Here is a 17,707-nt window from a genome sequence, read left to right as displayed (position 1 = left end):
CATGCACGTTCTCGTGGTGCACAACCGCTACGCCTCGGCGCAGCCGAGCGGGGAGAACAAGGTCGTCGACCAGGAGGTGGCGCTGCTGCGCGGGGCCGGTCACCGGGTCGAGGTGTTCGAGCGGCGCAGCGACGACATCGCCGCCCGGTCCCTGCCGGGCAAGGTCGCGGTACCGCTGCTGGTGCCGTGGAACCCGGCGGTCCGCAAGGAGCTCGCCGCCCGACTGCGCGCCGAGCGGCCGGACGTGGTGCATGTCCACAACGTCTTCCCGCTCCTGTCGCCGGCGGTGCTGGCCGCCTGCGCCGACGCCGGCGTGCCCGCCGTCGCCACGCTGCACAACTACACCCAGGTCTGCCCGCCCGGCACGCTGCAGCGGGACGGCGGGCCGTGCACCGAGTGCGTCGGATCCACGCCGCTGCCCGCCGTCCGGCACGGCTGCTATCGGAGTTCCCGGCTTGCGACGGTGCCGCTCGCGGTCAGCATGTCGGTCAACCGGCGGCGCTGGTGGTCCGGTGTGGAGCGGTTCTTCTGCATCTCCGCGGCGCAGCGCGACGTCCTGGTGCGGGCCGGCATGCCGGCCGAACGGCTGGCGGTGAAGCACAACTTCGTGCCCGACCCGGACGCCCGCCGGTCGGGCGCCGGCGAGCATGTGCTCTACCTCGGCCGGCTCGCGGAGGCCAAGGGCGTGCGGCTGCTCATGGCCGCGTGGGACGAGATCGCCGCGAGCGGCGGTGTGGGTGTGCCGCTCGTGATCGCCGGCGCGGGACCGCTGGAGCCTGAGGTGACCGCCTGGGCGGCGGGCCGGGACGACGTGCGGTACGTCGGCCTGTACGACACGGCTCAGTGCCGGCAGGCCATCGCGCGGTCGGTCGCCGTGGTGGCTCCCTCGACGTGGCTGGAGGCGTTCGGTCTGGTGGTCGTGGAGGCGATGGCGGCGGGGGTCCCGGTCGTCGCCGCCGGTCACGGCGCCTTCGTCGAACTCGTCGAGGAGGGGGTGACCGGGCTGCTGCACCGGCCGGGCGAGCCTGCCTCGCTCGCGTCCCGCATACGCCGGATCGCGGGAGAGCCGGTCCGCAACCGGGAGATGGGCCAGGCGGCCCGGCGCCGATACGAGCAGGGTTTCAGCCCGGCCGTCGGCCTTGAGCGCCTGGTGGATGAGTACCGAACCGCGATCGCGGGTCGGTCAGCACTGGCTCGCGGCGGGGACACCCGCGCGAGCAGGGGGGATGGGGACAGTAGATGACACGATGCCGACTGTGCGGCTCGAAAGCGATGGCGAGCGTCGTCGACCTTGGGGCGACGCCACCGTGTGAGAGCTTTCTCGCCGCGGACCAACTGGACCAGCCGGAACCGGCGTACCCGCTGCACCTGCGGGTCTGCACCGACTGCTGGCTCGCGCAGATTCCTCCGCTGATCACGCCGGAGGAGACGTTCACGCAGTACGCGTACTTCTCCTCCTACTCGACCTCCTGGGTGGAGCACGCGCGCACGTTCGTCGCCGACGCCGTGGAGCGGGTGGGTCTCGGCCCCGACGCCTTCGTGGTCGAGGTCGCGAGCAACGACGGGTACCTGCTGCGGCACGTGGTGGACCGGGGGATCCGCTGCCTCGGCATCGAGCCGTCGGTGAATGTCGGCGCCGCGGCGCGGGACGCGGGTGTGCCCACGCTCACCAAGTTCCTGGATCCGGCCACCGGCGCCGACGTCCGCGCCGAGCACGGCCCGGCGGACCTGGTCGCGGCCAACAACGTGTACGCGCACATACCCGACGTGGTCGGGTTCACGCAGGGGCTGCGCGCCCTGGTCGCCGACGACGGCTGGGTCTCCATCGAGGTGCAGCACCTGCTGACCCTGATCGAGGAGAACCAGTACGACACGATCTACCACGAGCACTTCCAGTACTACACGGTCGCGTCCGCGATCCGGGCGCTGGCGAGCGGCGGACTCGCGCTCGTGGACGTCGAGTTGCTGCCCACGCACGGTGGCTCGATCCGGCTGTGGGCCCGGCCGACCGAGGTGGCCGGCGAGCCGACGCAGGCGGTGGCCGACGTGCTGGCCCGGGAGAAGGCCGCCGGGCTGCAGGAGTTGTCCGGGTACACCGAGTTCTCCGCCCGGGTGGCCAAGGTGCGCCGGGACCTGCTGCGGTTCCTCATCGAGGCGGCCGAGCGCGGCGAGACGGTCGTCGGCTACGGCGCCCCGGGCAAGGGCAACACCCTGCTCAACCACTGCGGCATCCGCCCCGACCTGCTCCCCTACACGGTCGACCGCAACCCCTACAAGCACGGCAGATTCACCCCGGGCACCCGTATCCCAATCCTGCCGCCCGATCAGATAGCCGCCGACCGGCCGGACTACGTCCTCGTCCTCCCGTGGAACCTCCGGGCCGAGCTGGTCGAGCAACTGTCCTTCGTGCACGACTGGGGCGGCCGACTGGTCTTTCCCATCCCGGAACTGAGCATCGTCGAGGTGGGGTCATGAAGGTCGTTCTGTTCTGCGGCGGTTACGGGATGCGGATGCGCAACGGTGCCTCCGACGACGTCCCCAAGCCCATGGCGATGGTCGGCCCGCGACCGCTGATCTGGCATGTCATGCGCTACTACGCGCACTTCGGGCACACGGAGTTCATCCTGTGCCTCGGATACGGCGCGCATCACATCAAGGACTTCTTCCTCAGTTACGAGGAGACAACGTCCAACGACTTCGTGCTGCGCGGCGGTCGGACCGAGCTGCTGTCCACCGACATCTCGGACTGGACGATCACGTTCGCGCAGACCGGTATCGAGTCACCGATCGGGGAACGGCTGCGCCGGGTGCGGCAGCACCTGGACGGGGACGAGATGTTCCTCGCCAACTACGCCGACGTGCTGACCGACGCCCCGCTGCCGGAGATGATCGACCGGTTCACCGAGCGCGACGCCGGTGCCTCGATGATGGTGGTGCCGCCGCAGTCCTCGTTCCACTGCGTGGACCTGGGCGAGGACGGCCTGGTGGGAGGCATCACCCCGGTGAGCGAACTGCCGCTGTGGGAGAACGGCGGCTACTTCGTGCTCCGCCAGGAGGTCTTCGACCACATCCCGGAGAACGGGGACCTGGTCGCCGACGGATGCGCCCAACTGGCCAAGCGTGGACGGCTGGTGGCGCACCAGCACCGCGGCTTCTGGAAGCCGACCGACACCGTGAAGGAGCGCGCCGCGCTCGACGAGGCGTACGCCCGGGGCGACCGCCCGTGGGCCGTGTGGGAGCGGGACGGCGCAGGGGCGGGCGCGACCGGCAGCGGCTTCGGAGCGAGGGCGTGATCCGGCTCGGGCCCGAGCGCCTGGACCGGATCGTGGCGGTGGGCGCGCACTGCGACGACATCGCCATCGGCGCCGGCGGCACACTCCTGACGATGTGCCTCGCGCGGCCCGGTCTGCGCGTCGACGCACTGGTGCTCTCCGGCGGTGGCAGCGAGCGCGAGCAGGAGGAGCAGGCCGCGCTCGCCGCCTTCTGCCCGGGCGCCGACCTGCGCCTCACCGTGCACAAACTGCCCGACGGACGACTGCCCGCGCACTGGGACGAGGCCAAGGGCGCGGTCGAGGAGTTGCGCGCGCAGACCGAGCCGGACCTCGTCCTGGCCCCGCGCACCGACGACGCGCACCAGGACCACCGCGGCCTGGCGCAGCTGATGACCACCGCGTTCCGCGACCACCTCGTACTCGGCTACGAGATCGTCAAGTGGGACGGCGACCTCGGCCGTCCGGCGGTGTACCAGCCACTGTCGGAGGAGACCGCCGAACGCAAGGTGAGCCTGCTGCAGGAGCACTACCCCTCGCAGCGGCACCGGCCCTGGTACGACCGCGAGGCCTTCCTCGGGCTGGCCCGGATCCGCGGCATCGAAAGCAACGCGCGCTACGCCGAGGCGTTCGCCGTCACCAAACTCACTCTCGACCTGGGGGAATGAACCTTGCGCGTACTGCTCACCGGACACCAGGGCTACCTGGGCACCGTGATGGCCCCCGTCCTCGCGGCCGCCGGGCACGAGGTCGTCGGCCTGGACGCCGGGCTGTTCGCCGACTGCGTCCTTGGCCCGACGCCCGCGGACCCGTCGGGGCACCGGGTGGACCTGCGCGACGTCACGGCCGAACACGTGGCCGGAGTCGACGCGGTGATCCACCTGGCCGCGCTGTCCAACGACCCGCTGGGGTCGCTCGCGCCGGAGCTCACCTACGACATCAACCACCACGCGTCCGTGCGCCTCGCCCAACTGGCCCGCGACGCCGGAGTGCGGCGCTTCCTGTACGCGTCGACCTGCTCGGTCTACGGCGCCGCCGGCGGCGACGACCTAGTGGCCGAGGAGGCCCCGCTGCGGCCGGTGACACCGTACGCGGAGTCCAAGGTGCGGGTGGAGGACGACCTGCACGCGCTGGCCGACGGCGACTTCAGCCCGGTGTTCATGCGCAACGCCACCGCCTTCGGCTACTCGCCCCGGCTGCGCGCCGACATCGTGCTGAACAACCTGGTGGGGCACGCCCTGTTGTCCGGCGAAGTCCTGGTGCTCTCCGACGGCACCCCCTGGCGCCCGCTGGTGCACGCCGCCGACATCGCGCGGGCCTTCGCGGCCGCGCTGGTCGCGCCGCGGGAAGCGGTGCACGACCGGGCGTTCAACATCGGCAGCGAGATCAACAACGTCACGGTCGCCGAGATCGCCGAGCAGGTCGCCGAGGCGGTGGGCGACTCGCGCGTGGTGATCACCGGGGAGAACGGTGCCGATCCGCGGTCGTACCGCGTGGACTTCTCCCGGTTCCGCACGGCGATACCCGGCTTCGACTGCGAGTGGACGGTGAAGCAGGGCGCGCTCGAACTCGCCGACGCCTACCGGAAACACGGGCTGACCCGGGAGGACTTCGAGCGGCGCTTCACCCGGCTGGCCGTGCTGCGCGCGGCGTCCGACGCCGGCACCGTCGACGACACCCTGCGGTGGCGCCGATGACCGCGGCAGGCGAGGAGATGTACGCGCTGGTGGAGCGGTTGTACCCGCTGTGCCGGAGCATCACCGGCGACGGTGTGCGCGCCACCCTGGAGATCGTCGGCGAGTACGTCCCGTTGCAGGTGCACGAGGTGCCGACCGGGACTCAGGTGCTCGACTGGACGGTGCCGCAGGAGTGGAACATCCGGGACGCGTACATCGCCGACTCCGCAGGCAAGCGGGTCGTCGACTTCGCCGAGTCCAGCCTGCATGTGCTCGGCTACAGCGTGCCGGTGTCGGCGACCATGCCGCTGGCCGAGCTGCGGGGACACCTGCACACCCTGCCGGACCATCCCTCCTGGGTGCCGTACCGCACCAGCTACTACAAGCCGGAATGGGGGTTCTGCCTGGCCCAGGAGACCTTGGATGCGCTGCCGGACGGCGAGTACGAGGTGCGCATCGACTCCACACTCGCCGACGGCCACCTCACCTACGCCGAGCACGTGGTCCCCGGGCAGGTCGCCGACGAGGTGATCGTCTCCTGCCACGTCTGCCACCCGTCGCTGGCCAACGACAACCTGGCCGGCATCGCGGTGGCGACGTACCTTGCGCGGGCGCTGGCGGAACAAACGCCGTACTACACCTACCGGTTCATCTTCGCGCCCGGCACCATCGGGGCCATCACCTGGCTGGCCCGCAACGCGGAGCGGGTGGAACAGGTCAAGCACGGGCTGGTGCTGGCCTGCGCCGGCGACTCGGGCCAACTGACGTACAAACAGAGCAGGCGCGGCGACGCGGAGATCGACCGGGTGCTGCGGCATGTGCTGGCCGCTTCCGAACGCCCGCACCACGTCGCCGAGTTCACTCCGTACGGCTACGACGAGCGGCAGTACTGTTCGCCCGGGTTCGACCTCGGCGTGGGCTCGCTCAGCCGGACCCCGTACGCCGGCTACCCCGAGTACCACACCTCGGCGGACAACCTGGACTTCGTCTCCCCGGAGGCGATGGCGGACACGCTCGCCGTCTGCCGCGAGGCATTCGCCGTGCTCGACCGCAACCGGCGGTACGTCAACCTCAGCCCCTACGGCGAACCCCAGCTGGGCCGGCGTGGGTTGTACGACTCGCTCGGCGGCCGCAGCGACGCGAAGCAGGCGCAGATGGCCATGCTTTGGGTGCTCAGCCTCTCCGACGGCGAGCACAGTCTGCTGGACGTCGCCGAGCGGTCCGGGCTGCCGTTCGACACCGTCGCCGCCGCGGCCGACGCCCTGCACGGCGCCGAACTGATCAAAGCGTGACGCCCATGACCACCGAGGAGGAGAATCCGCAGACAACGGCGCCACCGGCCGGATCCGCCAGGCGGGCCCTCGTCGGTCGGCTGTCCTGGGGACTGGCCGACCAGGCGGCCTCCAGCGTGAGCAACTTCGTGGTGGGTATCTACGTGGCCCGCTCGCTGGGGGTGACCGCGTTCGGCGTGTTCAGCCTCGCCTGGGTGACGTACGGCGTGGTGCTGAACGTCTCCCGCGGGCTGGCCACCGATCCGCTCGTGGTGCGCTTCAGCGGCGTGCCGGACGCGTCCTGGCGGGGGGCGGTGGCCCGGTCGACGGGTACCGCACTCGGCGTCGGTGCGGCCATCGGCGTGGCGTGTCTGGTGGCCGGGCTCGGCCTCGGCGGCCGCGTGGGGCCCGCGTTCGCCGCCCTCGGTGTCATGTTGCCGGGGCTGCTGCTCCAGGACGCCTGGCGGTTCTCGTTCTTCGCCGCCGGCGCCGGGCGCAAGGCGTTCGTGAACGACGTCGTGTGGGGTGTCGCGCTCGTTCCGGCCATGGTGGTGGCGGCCCGTGTGGGCAGCGTCGCCGCCTTCGTGCTCGCCTGGGGCGCGTCCGCCACGGTGGCGGCGGCGTACGGCTACATCCAGTCCGGCATCCGACCCCGGACGACCGAGGCACGCGGGTGGCTTCGCGAGCAGCGCGATCTCGGCTACCGGTACCTGGTCGAGAACGTCAGCCTCAGTGGCGCGAGCCAGCTGCGGGCGTACGGGCTCGGCGCGATCGTCGGGGTCGGCGCGGTGGGTGCGGTGCGGGGCGCCGAGCTCCTGCAAGGCCCGTTCCTGGCGGTGCTCATGGGACTGTCCCTGGTCACCGTCCCGGAGGCGGCACGGGTGCTGCGGCAGGCACCGCACCGGCTCGGCAGGTTCTGCCTCATGCTGGGCGGGGGCCAGGCCGCCGGCGCGCTGTTCTGGGGCGCGGCGCTGCTGCTGGTGCCGAACCGGCTCGGCGAGTTGGCGCTCGGTGACGTCTGGCACTCCGCCTCGGAGCTCATCGTGCCGATCACCCTCGGCGTCGCGGGCGCGGGCCTCGGCACCGGCGCGGCGGCCGGGCTGCGCGCGCTCGGCGCGGCCCGGCGCAGCCTGCGCTGCCAGCTGTTCGCCTCCGCCTGCTATGTCAGCGGCGGGCTCGGCGGAGCGGCCGCCGCCGGCACGGTCGGCTCGGCCTGGGGCGTCGCCGCCGCAACCGTCAGCGGCTCGGCCGTGTGGTGGCTGCAGCTGCGCTCCGCCCTGCGCGAGCGCCACCGCGATCCCATTCCCGAAGTGAGGACCTCATGACCGCCCACCCCAGGCTGAGCATCGGCCTGCCCGTGTACAACGGCGAGGAGTACCTGGCCGAGTCGCTCGACGCCCTGCTCGGCCAGACCTACGAGGACTTCGAGCTGGTCATCTCCGACAACGCCTCGACCGACGGGACCCAGGACATCTGCCGCAAGTACGCCGCGCGGGACTCGCGGATCCGGTACCTCCGGCTGCCCCGGAACATCGGCGCCACACCGAACCACAACCATGTGTTCGACGAGTCCCACGGCGAGTTGTTCAAGTGGGCCTCGCACGACGACCTGTACGGCCGGGACCTCCTGCGGCGCTGTGTGGAGGCGCTGGACGAGCGGCCGGACATGATCCTCGCGCACGCCGACCAGGCGGTCATCGACGGCGACGGCCAGGTGAAGGTGCCCTACGAGTACACGCTCGCCACCGGCTCGCCGCACGCGCCGGAGCGCTTCCGCAGTCTGCTGTTCGAGCCCGGTGGCGACGACTTCTACGGGGTGATGCGGGCCGACATGCTGCGCCGGGTGAAGCCACTCGACAGCTACCACCACGCGGACCGCACGTTCGTCGCCGAGATCACCCTGCACGGGCCCTTCCACCAGGTGCCGGAGCTGCTGTACTTCCGCCGCGACCACCCCAACCGCGCCGAGCGGGCGAACCCCAGCAAGCGCTCCCGGTGCGTCAACCTGGACCCGCGCCGGGCGGGCCCGCTGCACCCGACGCCCCGGCTGCTCGCCGAGTACATGTGGGGCTTCGTCGCGGCGATCCGGCGGGCGCCGTTGTCCCCGGCCGACCGGCGCGCGTGCTACCGCCACCTGGCCGCGTGGATGACCAGCCGGGTCCGGCCGGGTGCCGGCGAGCGGGTCGAGGACCGCGCGCCGGTCGACCCGGAGCGGCTCAGCGTCTCCGTCGACGCCCTGGTCGCCGGCCGTGAGGGGAGGCAGGCATGACGCCCGCGAACGGGACTCCGGTGCGCGTCGGGGTGTTCGGCCTGCTCGGCTCCGGCAACCTCGGCAACGACGGGTCGCTGGAGGCGGTGCTCGGGTACCTGCGCGCCGAGCACCCGGAGGCGGAGGTGGACGCACTGTGCGGCGGACCCGAGGCCGTCACGGCCCGGTTCGGAATCCCCGCGACGCGGCTGCACTGGTACCGCGGGGAGTACCGGACCGCGTCGCGTGCGGGCGCGATCGCGGGGAAGGGGCTGGGCAAACTCGTCGACGTCTTCCGCACCGCCGCCTGGGTGCGCCGGCACGACGTGGTGATCGTCCCGGGCATGGGCGTCCTGGAGGCCACGCTGCCACTGCGGCCGTGGGGCTTCCCGTACGCGCTGTTCCTGCTCTGCGCGAGTGGCCGGCTGCTGCGCACCCGGGTGGCGCTGGTCAGCGTCGGCGCCGCGACGATCGCCAACCGTCCGACCCGGGCACTGGTGCGCTGGTCGGGGCGGCTGGCCGCCTACCGGTCGTACCGGGACGCGCAGTCCCGCGACGCGATGCGGGCGATGGGCGTGGACACCAGGCACGACGAGGTCTACCCGGACCTCGCGTTCGCCCTGCCGACGCCGCAGGCGAGTGTGCCCTCGGACCCGTCGGCCTCGCCGGGCCCGGTCTGCCTCGGCGTCATGGACTTCCACGGCGGCAACGACGATCGCGCCCGGGCGGAGGAGATCCACCGGCGCTACCTCGACGGGACGATCCGGTTCGTCCGCACGCTGGTCGAGGAGGGCAGGCCCGTCCGGCTGCTCACCGGTGACGAGTGCGACGCGTCGGTGGTCGCCGCGATCCTCGACGCGGTGGACTCGCCGCTGGTCACCGCTGCCGAACCGTCCTCACTGGCCGACCTGATGAAGGAGATGGCGGCCGCCGACACCGTGGTGGCGATCCGCTACCACAACCTGATCTGCGCGCTGAAGACCGGTACGCCGGTGCTCGCCCTCTGCTATGCCGCCAAGAGCGACGCGCTCATGACGGAGATGGGCCTCGGCGCGTACTGCCACCCGGCGCGCGAGGTCGACGCCGACCGACTGCTCCAGCAGTTCCGTGCGTTGGAGAAGCATTCGGCCGAGCTGCGGCAGACCCTCACCGAGCGGAACCTGGCCGCCGCCCGGCAACTCAAGCATCAATTCGACTCCTTGACCGCGGCTCTGTTCCCGGCGACCGACCAGGCCCACACCGTGCGGAAGGCTCCATGAAGGCCACCGAAGTCCCTGAGATCACCGGCGCGTACCTCTTCGAGCCGACGCCGTACGCCGACGAGCGCGGCTTCTTCTGCCGCACCTTCGACGCCGACGTGGTCCGCTCCGTGGGCCTCGACCCGAACGCCTTCGTCCAGGACAGCGTGTCCCGCTCGGTCCGGGGCGTGCTGCGCGGCCTGCACCTGCGCTCCGGCGCCGGCGAGGCCAAGCTGGTGCGATGCTCGTACGGCAGGATCTTCGACGTCGTCGTGGACCTGCGGACGGACTCGCCGACCTACCGCAACGTGGCCTCCTTCGAGCTGTCCGGCGACACGCAGGCGACCCTGTACATCCCGGCGGGATGCGCGCACGGCTTCCAGGCGCTGACCGAAACCGCCGACACCTCGTACCGGATCGACCGCCCGCACGATCCGGCCGAGGACGTGACCATCGCTTTCGACGACCCGGAGCTCGCCATTCCCTGGCCGCTGCCGGCCACATCGATGTCCCAGCGGGACCGGGAGGCGCCGAGCCTCGCCGACGTCCTGAAGCACAGAGAAAGTTGAGGTGGGCGTGGACACCGAACACACCCAAGAGCTCCTCCTGCCCCGGTCGCGGACGGCGAACGAGCGGCTGCACGCCATGATCCCAGGGGGCGCGCACACCTACGCCAAGGGCGACGACCAGTACCCCGAGAACCTGGCCCCGGTCATCAGCCACGGCCGTGGTGCCCACGTGTGGGACATCGACGGCAACCGCTACATCGAGTACGGCTCCGGGCTGCGGTCGGTCAGCCTCGGCCACGCCCACCCTCGCGTGATCGAGGCGGTGCGGCAGGAACTCGACCGCGGCAGCAACTTCGTCCGGCCGTCCATCCTGGAGGTCGAAGCCGCGGAGCGCTTCCTGGCCACGGTGCCGACCGCCGAGATGGTGAAGTTCGCGAAGAACGGCTCCGACGCCACCACCGCCGCGGTGCGCCTCGCCCGCGCCGCCACCGGACGCCCGCGGGTGGCCATCTGCGCCGACCATCCGTTCTTCTCCGTCGACGACTGGTTCATCGGCACCACGCCGATGTCCACCGGTATCCCGGCGGCGACCACGGAACTCACCGTGGCGTTCCCGTACGGGGACCTGGCCGCCACGGAGGAACTGCTCACTCGGTACCAGGACGAAATCGCCTGCCTGATCCTCGAACCCGCCACCCACACCGAGCCCCCGCCCGGGTACCTCGCCGGCCTGCGTGAACTGGCCGACCGGCACGGCTGCGTACTGGTCTTCGACGAGATGATCACCGGCTTCCGCTGGTCCGAGGCGGGCGCCCAGGGCCTGTACGGCGTCGTCCCCGACCTGTCCACGTTCGGCAAGGCGCTGGGCAACGGATTCGCCGTCTCGGCGCTGGCCGGGCGCCGCGATCTGATGGAGCTGGGCGGGCTGCGTCACCCCGACGACCGGGTGTTCCTGCTGTCCACCACGCACGGTGCGGAAACGCACTCCCTGGCAGCCGCGATGGCCGTGCTCACCACCTACGTCGAAGAGGGCATCACCGCGCGGCTGCACGCCCTCGGCGAGCGGTTGGCCGCCGGTGTCCGCGACGCCGCGGCCGGCATGGGCGTCGGCGACCACATCGTCGTCCGGGGCCGGGCCAGCAACCTGGTCTTCGCCACCCTCGACGAGAACGGGCAGCCGTCGCAGGAGTACCGCACCCTGTTCCTGCGCCGGCTCCTCGCGGGCGGAGTGCTGGCCCCGTCGTTCGTGGTGAGCAGTGCGCTCGACGACGCGGACATCGATCACACCGTCGACGTGGTGGCCCAGGCATGCGCGGTGTACCGGAAGGCGCTGGACGCCGGTGACCCCACCCCCTGGCTGGGCGGACGACCGGTGAAACCCGTGTTCCGCCGCTTGGCGTGAGGTGACGTCAGCGACGCTCCTGGCGACCGGCGTCGGCCGTCCGATCGGCCGGCCGGTCTGCCATCCTGTCGGCGATCCGGTCGGCGATCCGGTCGACCAGCCAAGCGGTCGCCGGTATCACCGCCAGCGCGGTGCACCAGCCGCCGAGGACGTCGGTCGGGTAGTGCGCACCGAGGGCGACCTGTGCCCAGCCCATGGCGGCGCCGGCGACCAGCGCCGCAGCAAGTACGAGTGACATGCCGGCCGTCCTGCCGAGGCCGAGCCGGCCGGTCGCGGTCAGCGCCACCACGAGGGCGAGCGCGGTGGCGAAGGCAGTGTGCCCGCTCGGGTAGGACAGGTTCTCGCCGTGGATGGTGCGTCCCACCAGGGACTTGAGCAGCGTCGCCGTCCCCACGGTCATAGCGGCGCCGGCAACGACGAGTACCGCCGCGCGAGGACGCCCGAGCAGCAGGCAGCCCGTCACGATGGCCACGACCAGCGCCGCCGATCCCACGGGCTCCCCCAAGAAGTCCATGGCCAGAGCGACGTGCCGCCATGGCGGCCCCAGACCGTCCACCGCCGCCCCGATCCGCGCGTCCACCGTGCCGGGCTTGCTGTCGTCGGCGTACAGGACCCCGAGCACGACGACCACCAGCGCGGCGAGAGCCGCCATCAGCCCGAGCCGCATGCGCAGCGTTGGGGGCAGCACCGCGGGCTCCGACCGGCCGGTCACACGCCCACCGCGTCCGGTCGACCTGACGTGCTGTGCCGTGATCGGTGGCTGGTGTTCCGGATCTTGGCTTCTTGAGGCACGGTGAGGGTGTGGCCCTTCATACGACCGGTGGGCAGCCATGAATCAAACAAGGCCACCCTAACCAACAATGCGGTCGCGGCGAGCCGCCGTCGGAAAGTTGGCGCCGCGGCACAACGAGCTGAGGCCCGGCGGCCCATATGACGCCCTCTCCGCCCACCCACCGCGCCACTGCGCCGACCGACCCGGCACCGTGTCGAGGACGTCCACCGCTGGAGTCCGGTGAAAGAGTCGAGTCCCACATACCGTCGAACGACCGGCCAAGCCCCGCACCACGACCGACACACCTCACCCGGCCGAAGCCGGCCATCTCCGATGCCATCACCGGAGCAGGAGCACGACCATGCGCCTTTACGCCCAGACACCGGCACGTCGGAGCCGTCAGGTGTGCGCGGACCTGATCGCCGTGGCCCTGATCGCGGCCGCGGTGAAGTTCGCCCTGACCGTCCACGACGCGATCATGCGGCTGGCCGAGCCGGGACGGCAGGCGCAGAACGCGGGTGACAACCTCGCCTCCGGGCTCGACGACGCCGCCGAAGCCGCTTCGAAAGTGCCGTTCATCGGGGGCACGCTCAAGAAGCCGCTCCAGTCCGCCGCCGGCGCCGGCACCGGTCTCTCCGATGCCGGCCGGTCGCTGCAGCACGTGGTGGGACAGGTGGCCACCCTGACCGCACTCGCCCTGATCATCCTGCCCGTGGCCTTCGTACTGGTGTTGTGGCTCCCGGCACGCCTGCGCTGGATCAGGCGCAGCGCCACCACCCGACACCTCTTCGACGACATCGGCGGCGCCGACCTGCTCGCCCTGCGCACCCTCACCGGACCGCAGCGCGACCTCGTCACGGTCCCCGTCCCGGTGGGCGGCCTCGCAGACGCCTGGCGCCGCGGGGACCAGCAGGTCATCTCCGACTTGTCCAGCGTCGCACTCAAGCGGGCGGGCCTGCGGCCCTGAGCCTGTGCCGGACACGGCCTCCCCGCCTGCCCCGGCTCCCCCATGACCGGCCTCGGCAACGAAGCTGAAGCGCCATCAGAGGAAGCGGCGCAGGAGCCGGGACTTGCGGGTGGTGAAGGGCGGGTAGGCGAGGCGGAGGGGGTCGGCGAGGAGGGGCTTGTCGAGGACGGACTTGGTGTGGCTGAAGGTGTCGATGGAGTGCTCACCGTGGTAGCCGCCGATGCCGCTCTCACCGACGCCGCCGAAGGGCAGGCCGGGGATGGCGAGATGGGCGTTGGGAGCGCCGAAGGAGAGGGCGCCCGAGGAGGTCTCGGTCGTGAGGCGGCGCTTGGTGGCGAGGGAGGCGGTGAAGGCGTACAGGGCCAGAGGCTTGTCGCGGGCCGTGATGAAGGCGATCGCGGCGTCCAGGTCGGGGACGGGAACGATCGGCAGGATGGGGCCGAAGATCTCCTCGCGCATCACCGGCGCGTCCGGGTCCACGTCGGCGAGGACGGTCGGGGCCAGGTAGCGGTCGGCCCGGTCGAGGTCGCCGCCGGTGACGATCCGGCCGTCCGACAGGAGTGCCGTCAGTCGGTCGTAGTGGCGCTCGTTGACGATGCGGCCGTAGTCGGCGCTCTGTGCCGGGTCGGTGCCGTACATCTCACGGATCGCGGTGGTCAGGTGCGGCTCGATCGCGGTTGCGGCCTCGCCGATGGCGAGGACGTAGTCGGGGGCGACGCAGGTCTGGCCGGCGTTCATGAACTTGCCCCAGACGATGCGGCGGGCGGCTGTCGCGAGGTCGGTGCCCGGCTCCACGACGGCCGGGCTCTTCCCGCCCAGTTCCAGGGTGACCGGGGTGAGGTGGCGGGCCGCGGCGGCCATGACGATGCGGCCGACCGTGCCGTTGCCGGTGTAGAAGACGTGGTCGAAGCGCTGCTCCAGCAGGGCCGTGGTCTCCGGTACGCCGCCCTCGATCACGGCCACGGCCTGCGGGTCCAGCGCGCGGGGCAGCCAGTGGGCGAGCGCCGCCGAAGTCGCCGGGGCGAGTTCGCTGGGCTTGACCACCACGCTGTTGCCCGCGGCGATCGCACCGACCAGCGGCGCCAGGGCCAGCTGCAGCGGGTAGTTCCAGGGGCTGATCACCAGGACCGTGCCGAGCGGCTCGCGCACCTTGCGGGCCCGGGCCGGCCGAAGCCCCAGGGGCACCGGGACGCGCCGCGGGCGCAGCCAGCGGTCGAGGTGACGCAGGGTGTGGTCGATCTCGTTGATCGTGAACCCGATCTCGGTGGTGTACGCCTCGGTGGCGTTCTTGCCGAGGTCGGCGTGCAGCGCGGCGGCGAAGGCGTCCTCCTGTTCGACCAGCAGGCGTCGCAGGGCGCGCAGCTGGGCCTTGCGCCAGGCCGGCGGCTTGGTTCGGCCCGTGGCGAAGGTGGCGTTCAAGCGGGCGACGGTGGCTGCCGCGTCGGCGGCCACCGCGTCGGTCGTCGAGGTGGACACGGTCTCGGTGGTTTCCGTGGAAGCGCTCATACCGGCGAGCATAAACGAAACGAAATGTTTTCGTTTCGTTTCATGTTAAGGTCGTGGCATGACCCGCACCACACCCCCCGACCCGGAGCCCGCCGAGACCAAGCCCACGCCCCGACGGGGCCGCCCCCGCGACGCCGCCCGGGACCGGGCCCTGCTGGACGCCACGCTGGCTGTGCTGACCGAGAGCGGATACAGCGGGCTGACCACCGCCGCCGTGGCCGCCCGGGCAGGGGTCTCCACCGCGACCCTCTACCGTCGCTGGTCCTCCAAGGAGGACCTGGTGGTCGCGGCCGCCGCCACCGTCACCGAGGATCCCTACGCGCCGCCGGCGACCGGCAGCCTCGAAGGTGACCTGCGGGTCGTACTCCGGGACAAGGCCGCGGCCCTCACCGGTGAGAGCGGTCGGCTGATGCGCGCCCTGATCGGCGAGGCGGCGCGCAACACCGTCCTGGCCGAGGCGCTCACGACGGCCTTTCTGGAGCCGGTGTACCGGCGGGTGGCCGAGGTCGTGCAGTGCGCCGTCGAGCGGGGAGAGATCCCGCCGGTCGAGGATCCCGATCTGCTCGGAGAGGTGGTGGTCGGCCCCGTGATGAGCAGGTTCTTCCTCACCCCCCGACTGCCGGAGCAGGTCGACGCGGCCGCCGCGCAGGCGGCGGCGGACCGGTTCCTGCCCTTCGCCCTGCGTGCCGTGGGCGGCGGTGGCGAGCAGCCCGCCTGAACGAGATCCGTCCGCATACGTCCACCAGGCTCCGGCAGCAGTCCCGAACGACCACAGCGCGGCCGGACGGTCGCGAAGCCCGTCACAGGAGGAAATCCGATGGCCTGGTCCACGCTCGAACCGTTCGACGTCTCCTTCTTCGACACCGCTCCGCACCGGCACTCGTTCCCCATGGACCTGCCCGTGGCGCCGCAAGCCGTATGGGCGGGCCTCGCCGGCGACACGCCGCTGTCCTGGTGCCGTGGCCTGAACGCCGGCCGCTACACCTCACCCGCGCCCCACGGCGTCGGAACGACGCGCGAGATCACCGCACTCCGTGTCCTGCACCTGCGCGAGGAGTTCGTGCGGTGGGAGGAGGGGACGCGGCACTCGTTCTGCGTCACGCAGGCCAGCCTGCCCCTGTTCCGGCGCTTCGGCGAGGACTACGTCGTCGAGCCCGTCGCGAACGGCACCCGCTTCACCTGGACCTTCGCCTTCGAGCCGAGCCCCGTGCTCGCGCGCCCCGCGGCACTGACCGACTTCCCGGGCAGGGCCTTCATGAAGCAACTGGTCAACAGCACGAAGCGGCACTTCGGCGCGGCTTGAGTCATTGGCGGCTGACCGAACGGGTCACACCCGTGACGATCGTCGTCGCCAGAATCCAGCCGGTGATGATCAGGGCGTACGACAGCCACTGGTACCAGCCCGCAGGGGCGAAGGCCGACTCCTGGCCGAAGTCGATGATCGGCAGGAGCAGGTCGAGGGTGTAGAAGACCGGGTTGAAGTCCGGGGCCTCGCCCACCTTGACGGGGCGAGGGTGGTGCAGGCCGTACGCGATCGATCCGATGGCCATGAGGGACAACAGCCAAACGGCCGCGCGCACCGGGCGGAAGCCGTAGCCGACGGTGGCGTCCTGAACGTACCCCCACAACCGTCCGTACCAGGCGAGCGTGGTGCGTCGGCGACGTTGTTTGGCGAGCTGAACGAGCCGGGCCGCGTCGTCGTCGCCGACATGGCGATACGCCGCCATCAACTGCTCGTAGGAATCGGGTTCGTACCGGCCGCCGTCTCGCTCCAGCATCGGAAGGCGGCGCTCGGCGGGCTCGTGCGGGGTGAGAACGGTGTACCGGAGGTTGCTGAGATGCACCTGCTCCGGGAGCATCTCGGGTTCAAGGGTCAGGATTTCTATCTGAGAACGCCGCAGATTCAGGGCGCCCTCGATCCGATCACCGCCGCGCAGCCAGAGTTCACCGATGACACAACTACTCGCCCGCAGCGCCGTGTCGCCCCGGTGCGACAGGTGAGCATGGAGCAGGTCGAGACGGCCCGCTATGCGCGAGCCTCGGAGCTCGACCCGCCCTTTCGCACGTATGCACCGCGCCCGTATGTGGCCTCCCACGTTGAGGTTCTGAGCGTCCAGCGCGGTGCCGCCGGGATTGTCGAACTCGGCGTCCTGAACGTTGATGCGCCCGGTGACCGAGGCGCCGGTGAGGCGCACCTGTCCGTGCGCGCGCATCTCCGGCGCCCACAAGTCGTCTCCAATTGATGCCTGGTTGAGCTGCAGCACCGGCGCGGAGTCGTCCGGCGCCGTGAACTCCGCCCGCTCCATGAACAGCGCCCCGGAGATCTGCGCCCCGCCGAGCCGTACCGGCCCCCGCATTCGGCAGTCCGTCATGCGCAGCACCCGCTCGACCCGCAGGGTCGCCGAATCCAGGCCCGGCAGCGCGGAGTTGCTCAGGTTGAGCTGACGCAGCTCGGCGCCGTAGAGGTCGGGAACGCTGTCGAAGTGGCAGTGACTCAGCCGGACGGCGGCGTCGATCGTGGCGTACTTCAGGTCCAGCACACCGGTGATCCGCGCCCCGGTGATCTTGAGCGCGGCAATCTCGCCCTCCTCGTGCGGAGACTTGAGCAGCAACGCCCGCAGCACACTCGCCCGTACGGTCCGCTCGGCGCCCCAGGTGTCGCCCGGTGCCGGATCCTCGTTCTCGGCACGGAAGTCCACGGACTCGCCTCGCGGAAAGGCCCGCCACACACGCAGCTCCGCCGGCGACAGCTCGTTGATCTCGCTCACGCCGGGACTCTGACGTGCCGCGTTCGAGCTGTCAACTGCGCGACGGGGCACTCCATTTCGTCCAACACATGGTTGCCATGT

Annotated in this window: 17 protein-coding genes; 14 read left to right on the top strand and 3 right to left on the bottom strand. The window is 71.4% G+C overall.

What is annotated here, in order from left to right:
• Nucleotide 1 precedes the first annotated feature (1 nt).
• The 11 genes from IPZ69_RS09085 to IPZ69_RS09035 are packed head-to-tail and all read left to right on the top strand — an operon-like array spanning nt 2 to nt 11,613.
• On the top strand, nt 2–1,243 hold the full coding sequence (locus IPZ69_RS09085) for a glycosyltransferase (protein ID WP_235453501.1): 1,242 nt from the start codon (nt 2–4) through the stop codon (nt 1,241–1,243).
• Complete coding sequence (locus tag IPZ69_RS09080; protein ID WP_235453500.1) at nt 1,240–2,475, top strand: class I SAM-dependent methyltransferase; 1,236 nt, start codon at nt 1,240–1,242, stop codon at nt 2,473–2,475. The genes IPZ69_RS09085 and IPZ69_RS09080 overlap by 4 nt, the downstream gene beginning before the upstream one ends.
• A complete protein-coding gene (locus tag IPZ69_RS09075; RefSeq protein ID WP_235453499.1) occupies nt 2,472–3,293 on the top strand; it encodes a glucose-1-phosphate cytidylyltransferase in 822 nt (273 codons plus the stop codon). Before IPZ69_RS09080 ends, IPZ69_RS09075 begins: the two co-directional genes overlap by 4 nt.
• Nucleotides 3,290–3,937: a PIG-L deacetylase family protein gene (locus IPZ69_RS09070; protein WP_235453498.1), complete on the top strand. Its 648-nt coding sequence runs from the start codon at nt 3,290–3,292 to the stop codon at nt 3,935–3,937. Before IPZ69_RS09075 ends, IPZ69_RS09070 begins: the two co-directional genes overlap by 4 nt.
• A gap of 3 nt (nt 3,938–3,940) precedes the next feature.
• Nucleotides 3,941–4,966 carry an NAD-dependent epimerase/dehydratase family protein gene (locus IPZ69_RS09065; RefSeq protein WP_235453497.1) on the top strand — a complete coding sequence of 342 codons (1,026 nt, stop codon included), beginning with the start codon at nt 3,941–3,943 and terminating at the stop codon, nt 4,964–4,966.
• Nucleotides 4,963–6,237 (top strand): DUF4910 domain-containing protein, encoded by a 1,275-nt coding sequence (locus IPZ69_RS09060; RefSeq protein WP_235453496.1) that lies wholly within the window; start codon nt 4,963–4,965, stop codon nt 6,235–6,237. The genes IPZ69_RS09065 and IPZ69_RS09060 overlap by 4 nt, the downstream gene beginning before the upstream one ends.
• Before the next feature lie 5 nt (nt 6,238–6,242).
• Nucleotides 6,243–7,541 carry a hypothetical protein gene (locus tag IPZ69_RS09055; protein ID WP_235453495.1) on the top strand — a complete coding sequence of 433 codons (1,299 nt, stop codon included), beginning with the start codon at nt 6,243–6,245 and terminating at the stop codon, nt 7,539–7,541.
• Entirely contained in the window at nt 7,538–8,485 is a 948-nt protein-coding gene (locus IPZ69_RS09050) for a glycosyltransferase family 2 protein (RefSeq protein ID WP_235453494.1), read from the top strand. Before IPZ69_RS09055 ends, IPZ69_RS09050 begins: the two co-directional genes overlap by 4 nt.
• Nucleotides 8,482–9,723, top strand: a complete 1,242-nt coding sequence (locus IPZ69_RS09045; RefSeq protein WP_235453493.1) for a polysaccharide pyruvyl transferase family protein — start codon at nt 8,482–8,484, stop codon at nt 9,721–9,723. The genes IPZ69_RS09050 and IPZ69_RS09045 overlap by 4 nt, the downstream gene beginning before the upstream one ends.
• Nucleotides 9,720–10,271, top strand: a complete 552-nt coding sequence (rfbC, locus tag IPZ69_RS09040) for a dTDP-4-dehydrorhamnose 3,5-epimerase (RefSeq protein ID WP_235453492.1) — start codon at nt 9,720–9,722, stop codon at nt 10,269–10,271. The genes IPZ69_RS09045 and rfbC overlap by 4 nt, the downstream gene beginning before the upstream one ends.
• A gap of 7 nt (nt 10,272–10,278) precedes the next feature.
• Nucleotides 10,279–11,613, top strand: a complete 1,335-nt coding sequence (locus IPZ69_RS09035; protein ID WP_308407439.1) for a glutamate-1-semialdehyde 2,1-aminomutase — start codon at nt 10,279–10,281, stop codon at nt 11,611–11,613.
• Nucleotides 11,614–11,620: 7 nt separating this feature from the next.
• On the opposite strand, the gene IPZ69_RS09030 is transcribed toward IPZ69_RS09035, so the two are convergent.
• Nucleotides 11,621–12,325: a phosphatase PAP2 family protein gene (locus IPZ69_RS09030; protein WP_235453491.1), complete on the bottom strand. Its 705-nt coding sequence runs from the start codon at nt 12,323–12,325 to the stop codon at nt 11,621–11,623.
• 421 nt (nt 12,326–12,746) lie between these two features.
• On the opposite strand from IPZ69_RS09030, the gene IPZ69_RS09025 reads away from it, so the two are divergent.
• Nucleotides 12,747–13,352: a hypothetical protein gene (locus tag IPZ69_RS09025; protein ID WP_235453490.1), complete on the top strand. Its 606-nt coding sequence runs from the start codon at nt 12,747–12,749 to the stop codon at nt 13,350–13,352.
• 75 nt (nt 13,353–13,427) lie between these two features.
• On the opposite strand, the gene IPZ69_RS09020 is transcribed toward IPZ69_RS09025, so the two are convergent.
• Nucleotides 13,428–14,858 carry an aldehyde dehydrogenase family protein gene (locus IPZ69_RS09020; protein ID WP_235453489.1) on the bottom strand — a complete coding sequence of 477 codons (1,431 nt, stop codon included), beginning with the start codon at nt 14,856–14,858 and terminating at the stop codon, nt 13,428–13,430.
• 58 nt (nt 14,859–14,916) lie between these two features.
• On the opposite strand from IPZ69_RS09020, the gene IPZ69_RS09015 reads away from it, so the two are divergent.
• The gene (locus IPZ69_RS09015; protein WP_235453488.1) at nt 14,917–15,576 is read left to right on the top strand and encodes a TetR/AcrR family transcriptional regulator; all 660 of its coding nucleotides are present in this window, start codon (nt 14,917–14,919) and stop codon (nt 15,574–15,576) included.
• 99 nt (nt 15,577–15,675) lie between these two features.
• The gene (locus tag IPZ69_RS09010; RefSeq protein ID WP_235453487.1) at nt 15,676–16,161 is read left to right on the top strand and encodes an SRPBCC family protein; all 486 of its coding nucleotides are present in this window, start codon (nt 15,676–15,678) and stop codon (nt 16,159–16,161) included.
• A 1-nt stretch (nt 16,162) separates the two neighbouring features.
• Here IPZ69_RS09010 and IPZ69_RS09005 read toward each other — a convergent pair whose 3' ends face one another.
• Complete coding sequence (locus tag IPZ69_RS09005; RefSeq protein WP_235453486.1) at nt 16,163–17,626, bottom strand: membrane-associated oxidoreductase; 1,464 nt, start codon at nt 17,624–17,626, stop codon at nt 16,163–16,165.
• Between the last annotated feature and the right edge of the window lie 81 nt (nt 17,627–17,707).

This window comes from Streptomyces olivochromogenes, assembly GCF_021538895.1.
Lineage (GTDB): Bacteria > Actinomycetota > Actinomycetes > Streptomycetales > Streptomycetaceae > Streptomyces > Streptomyces olivochromogenes_A.
This window is presented reverse-complemented; position numbering and strand designations above follow the sequence as displayed.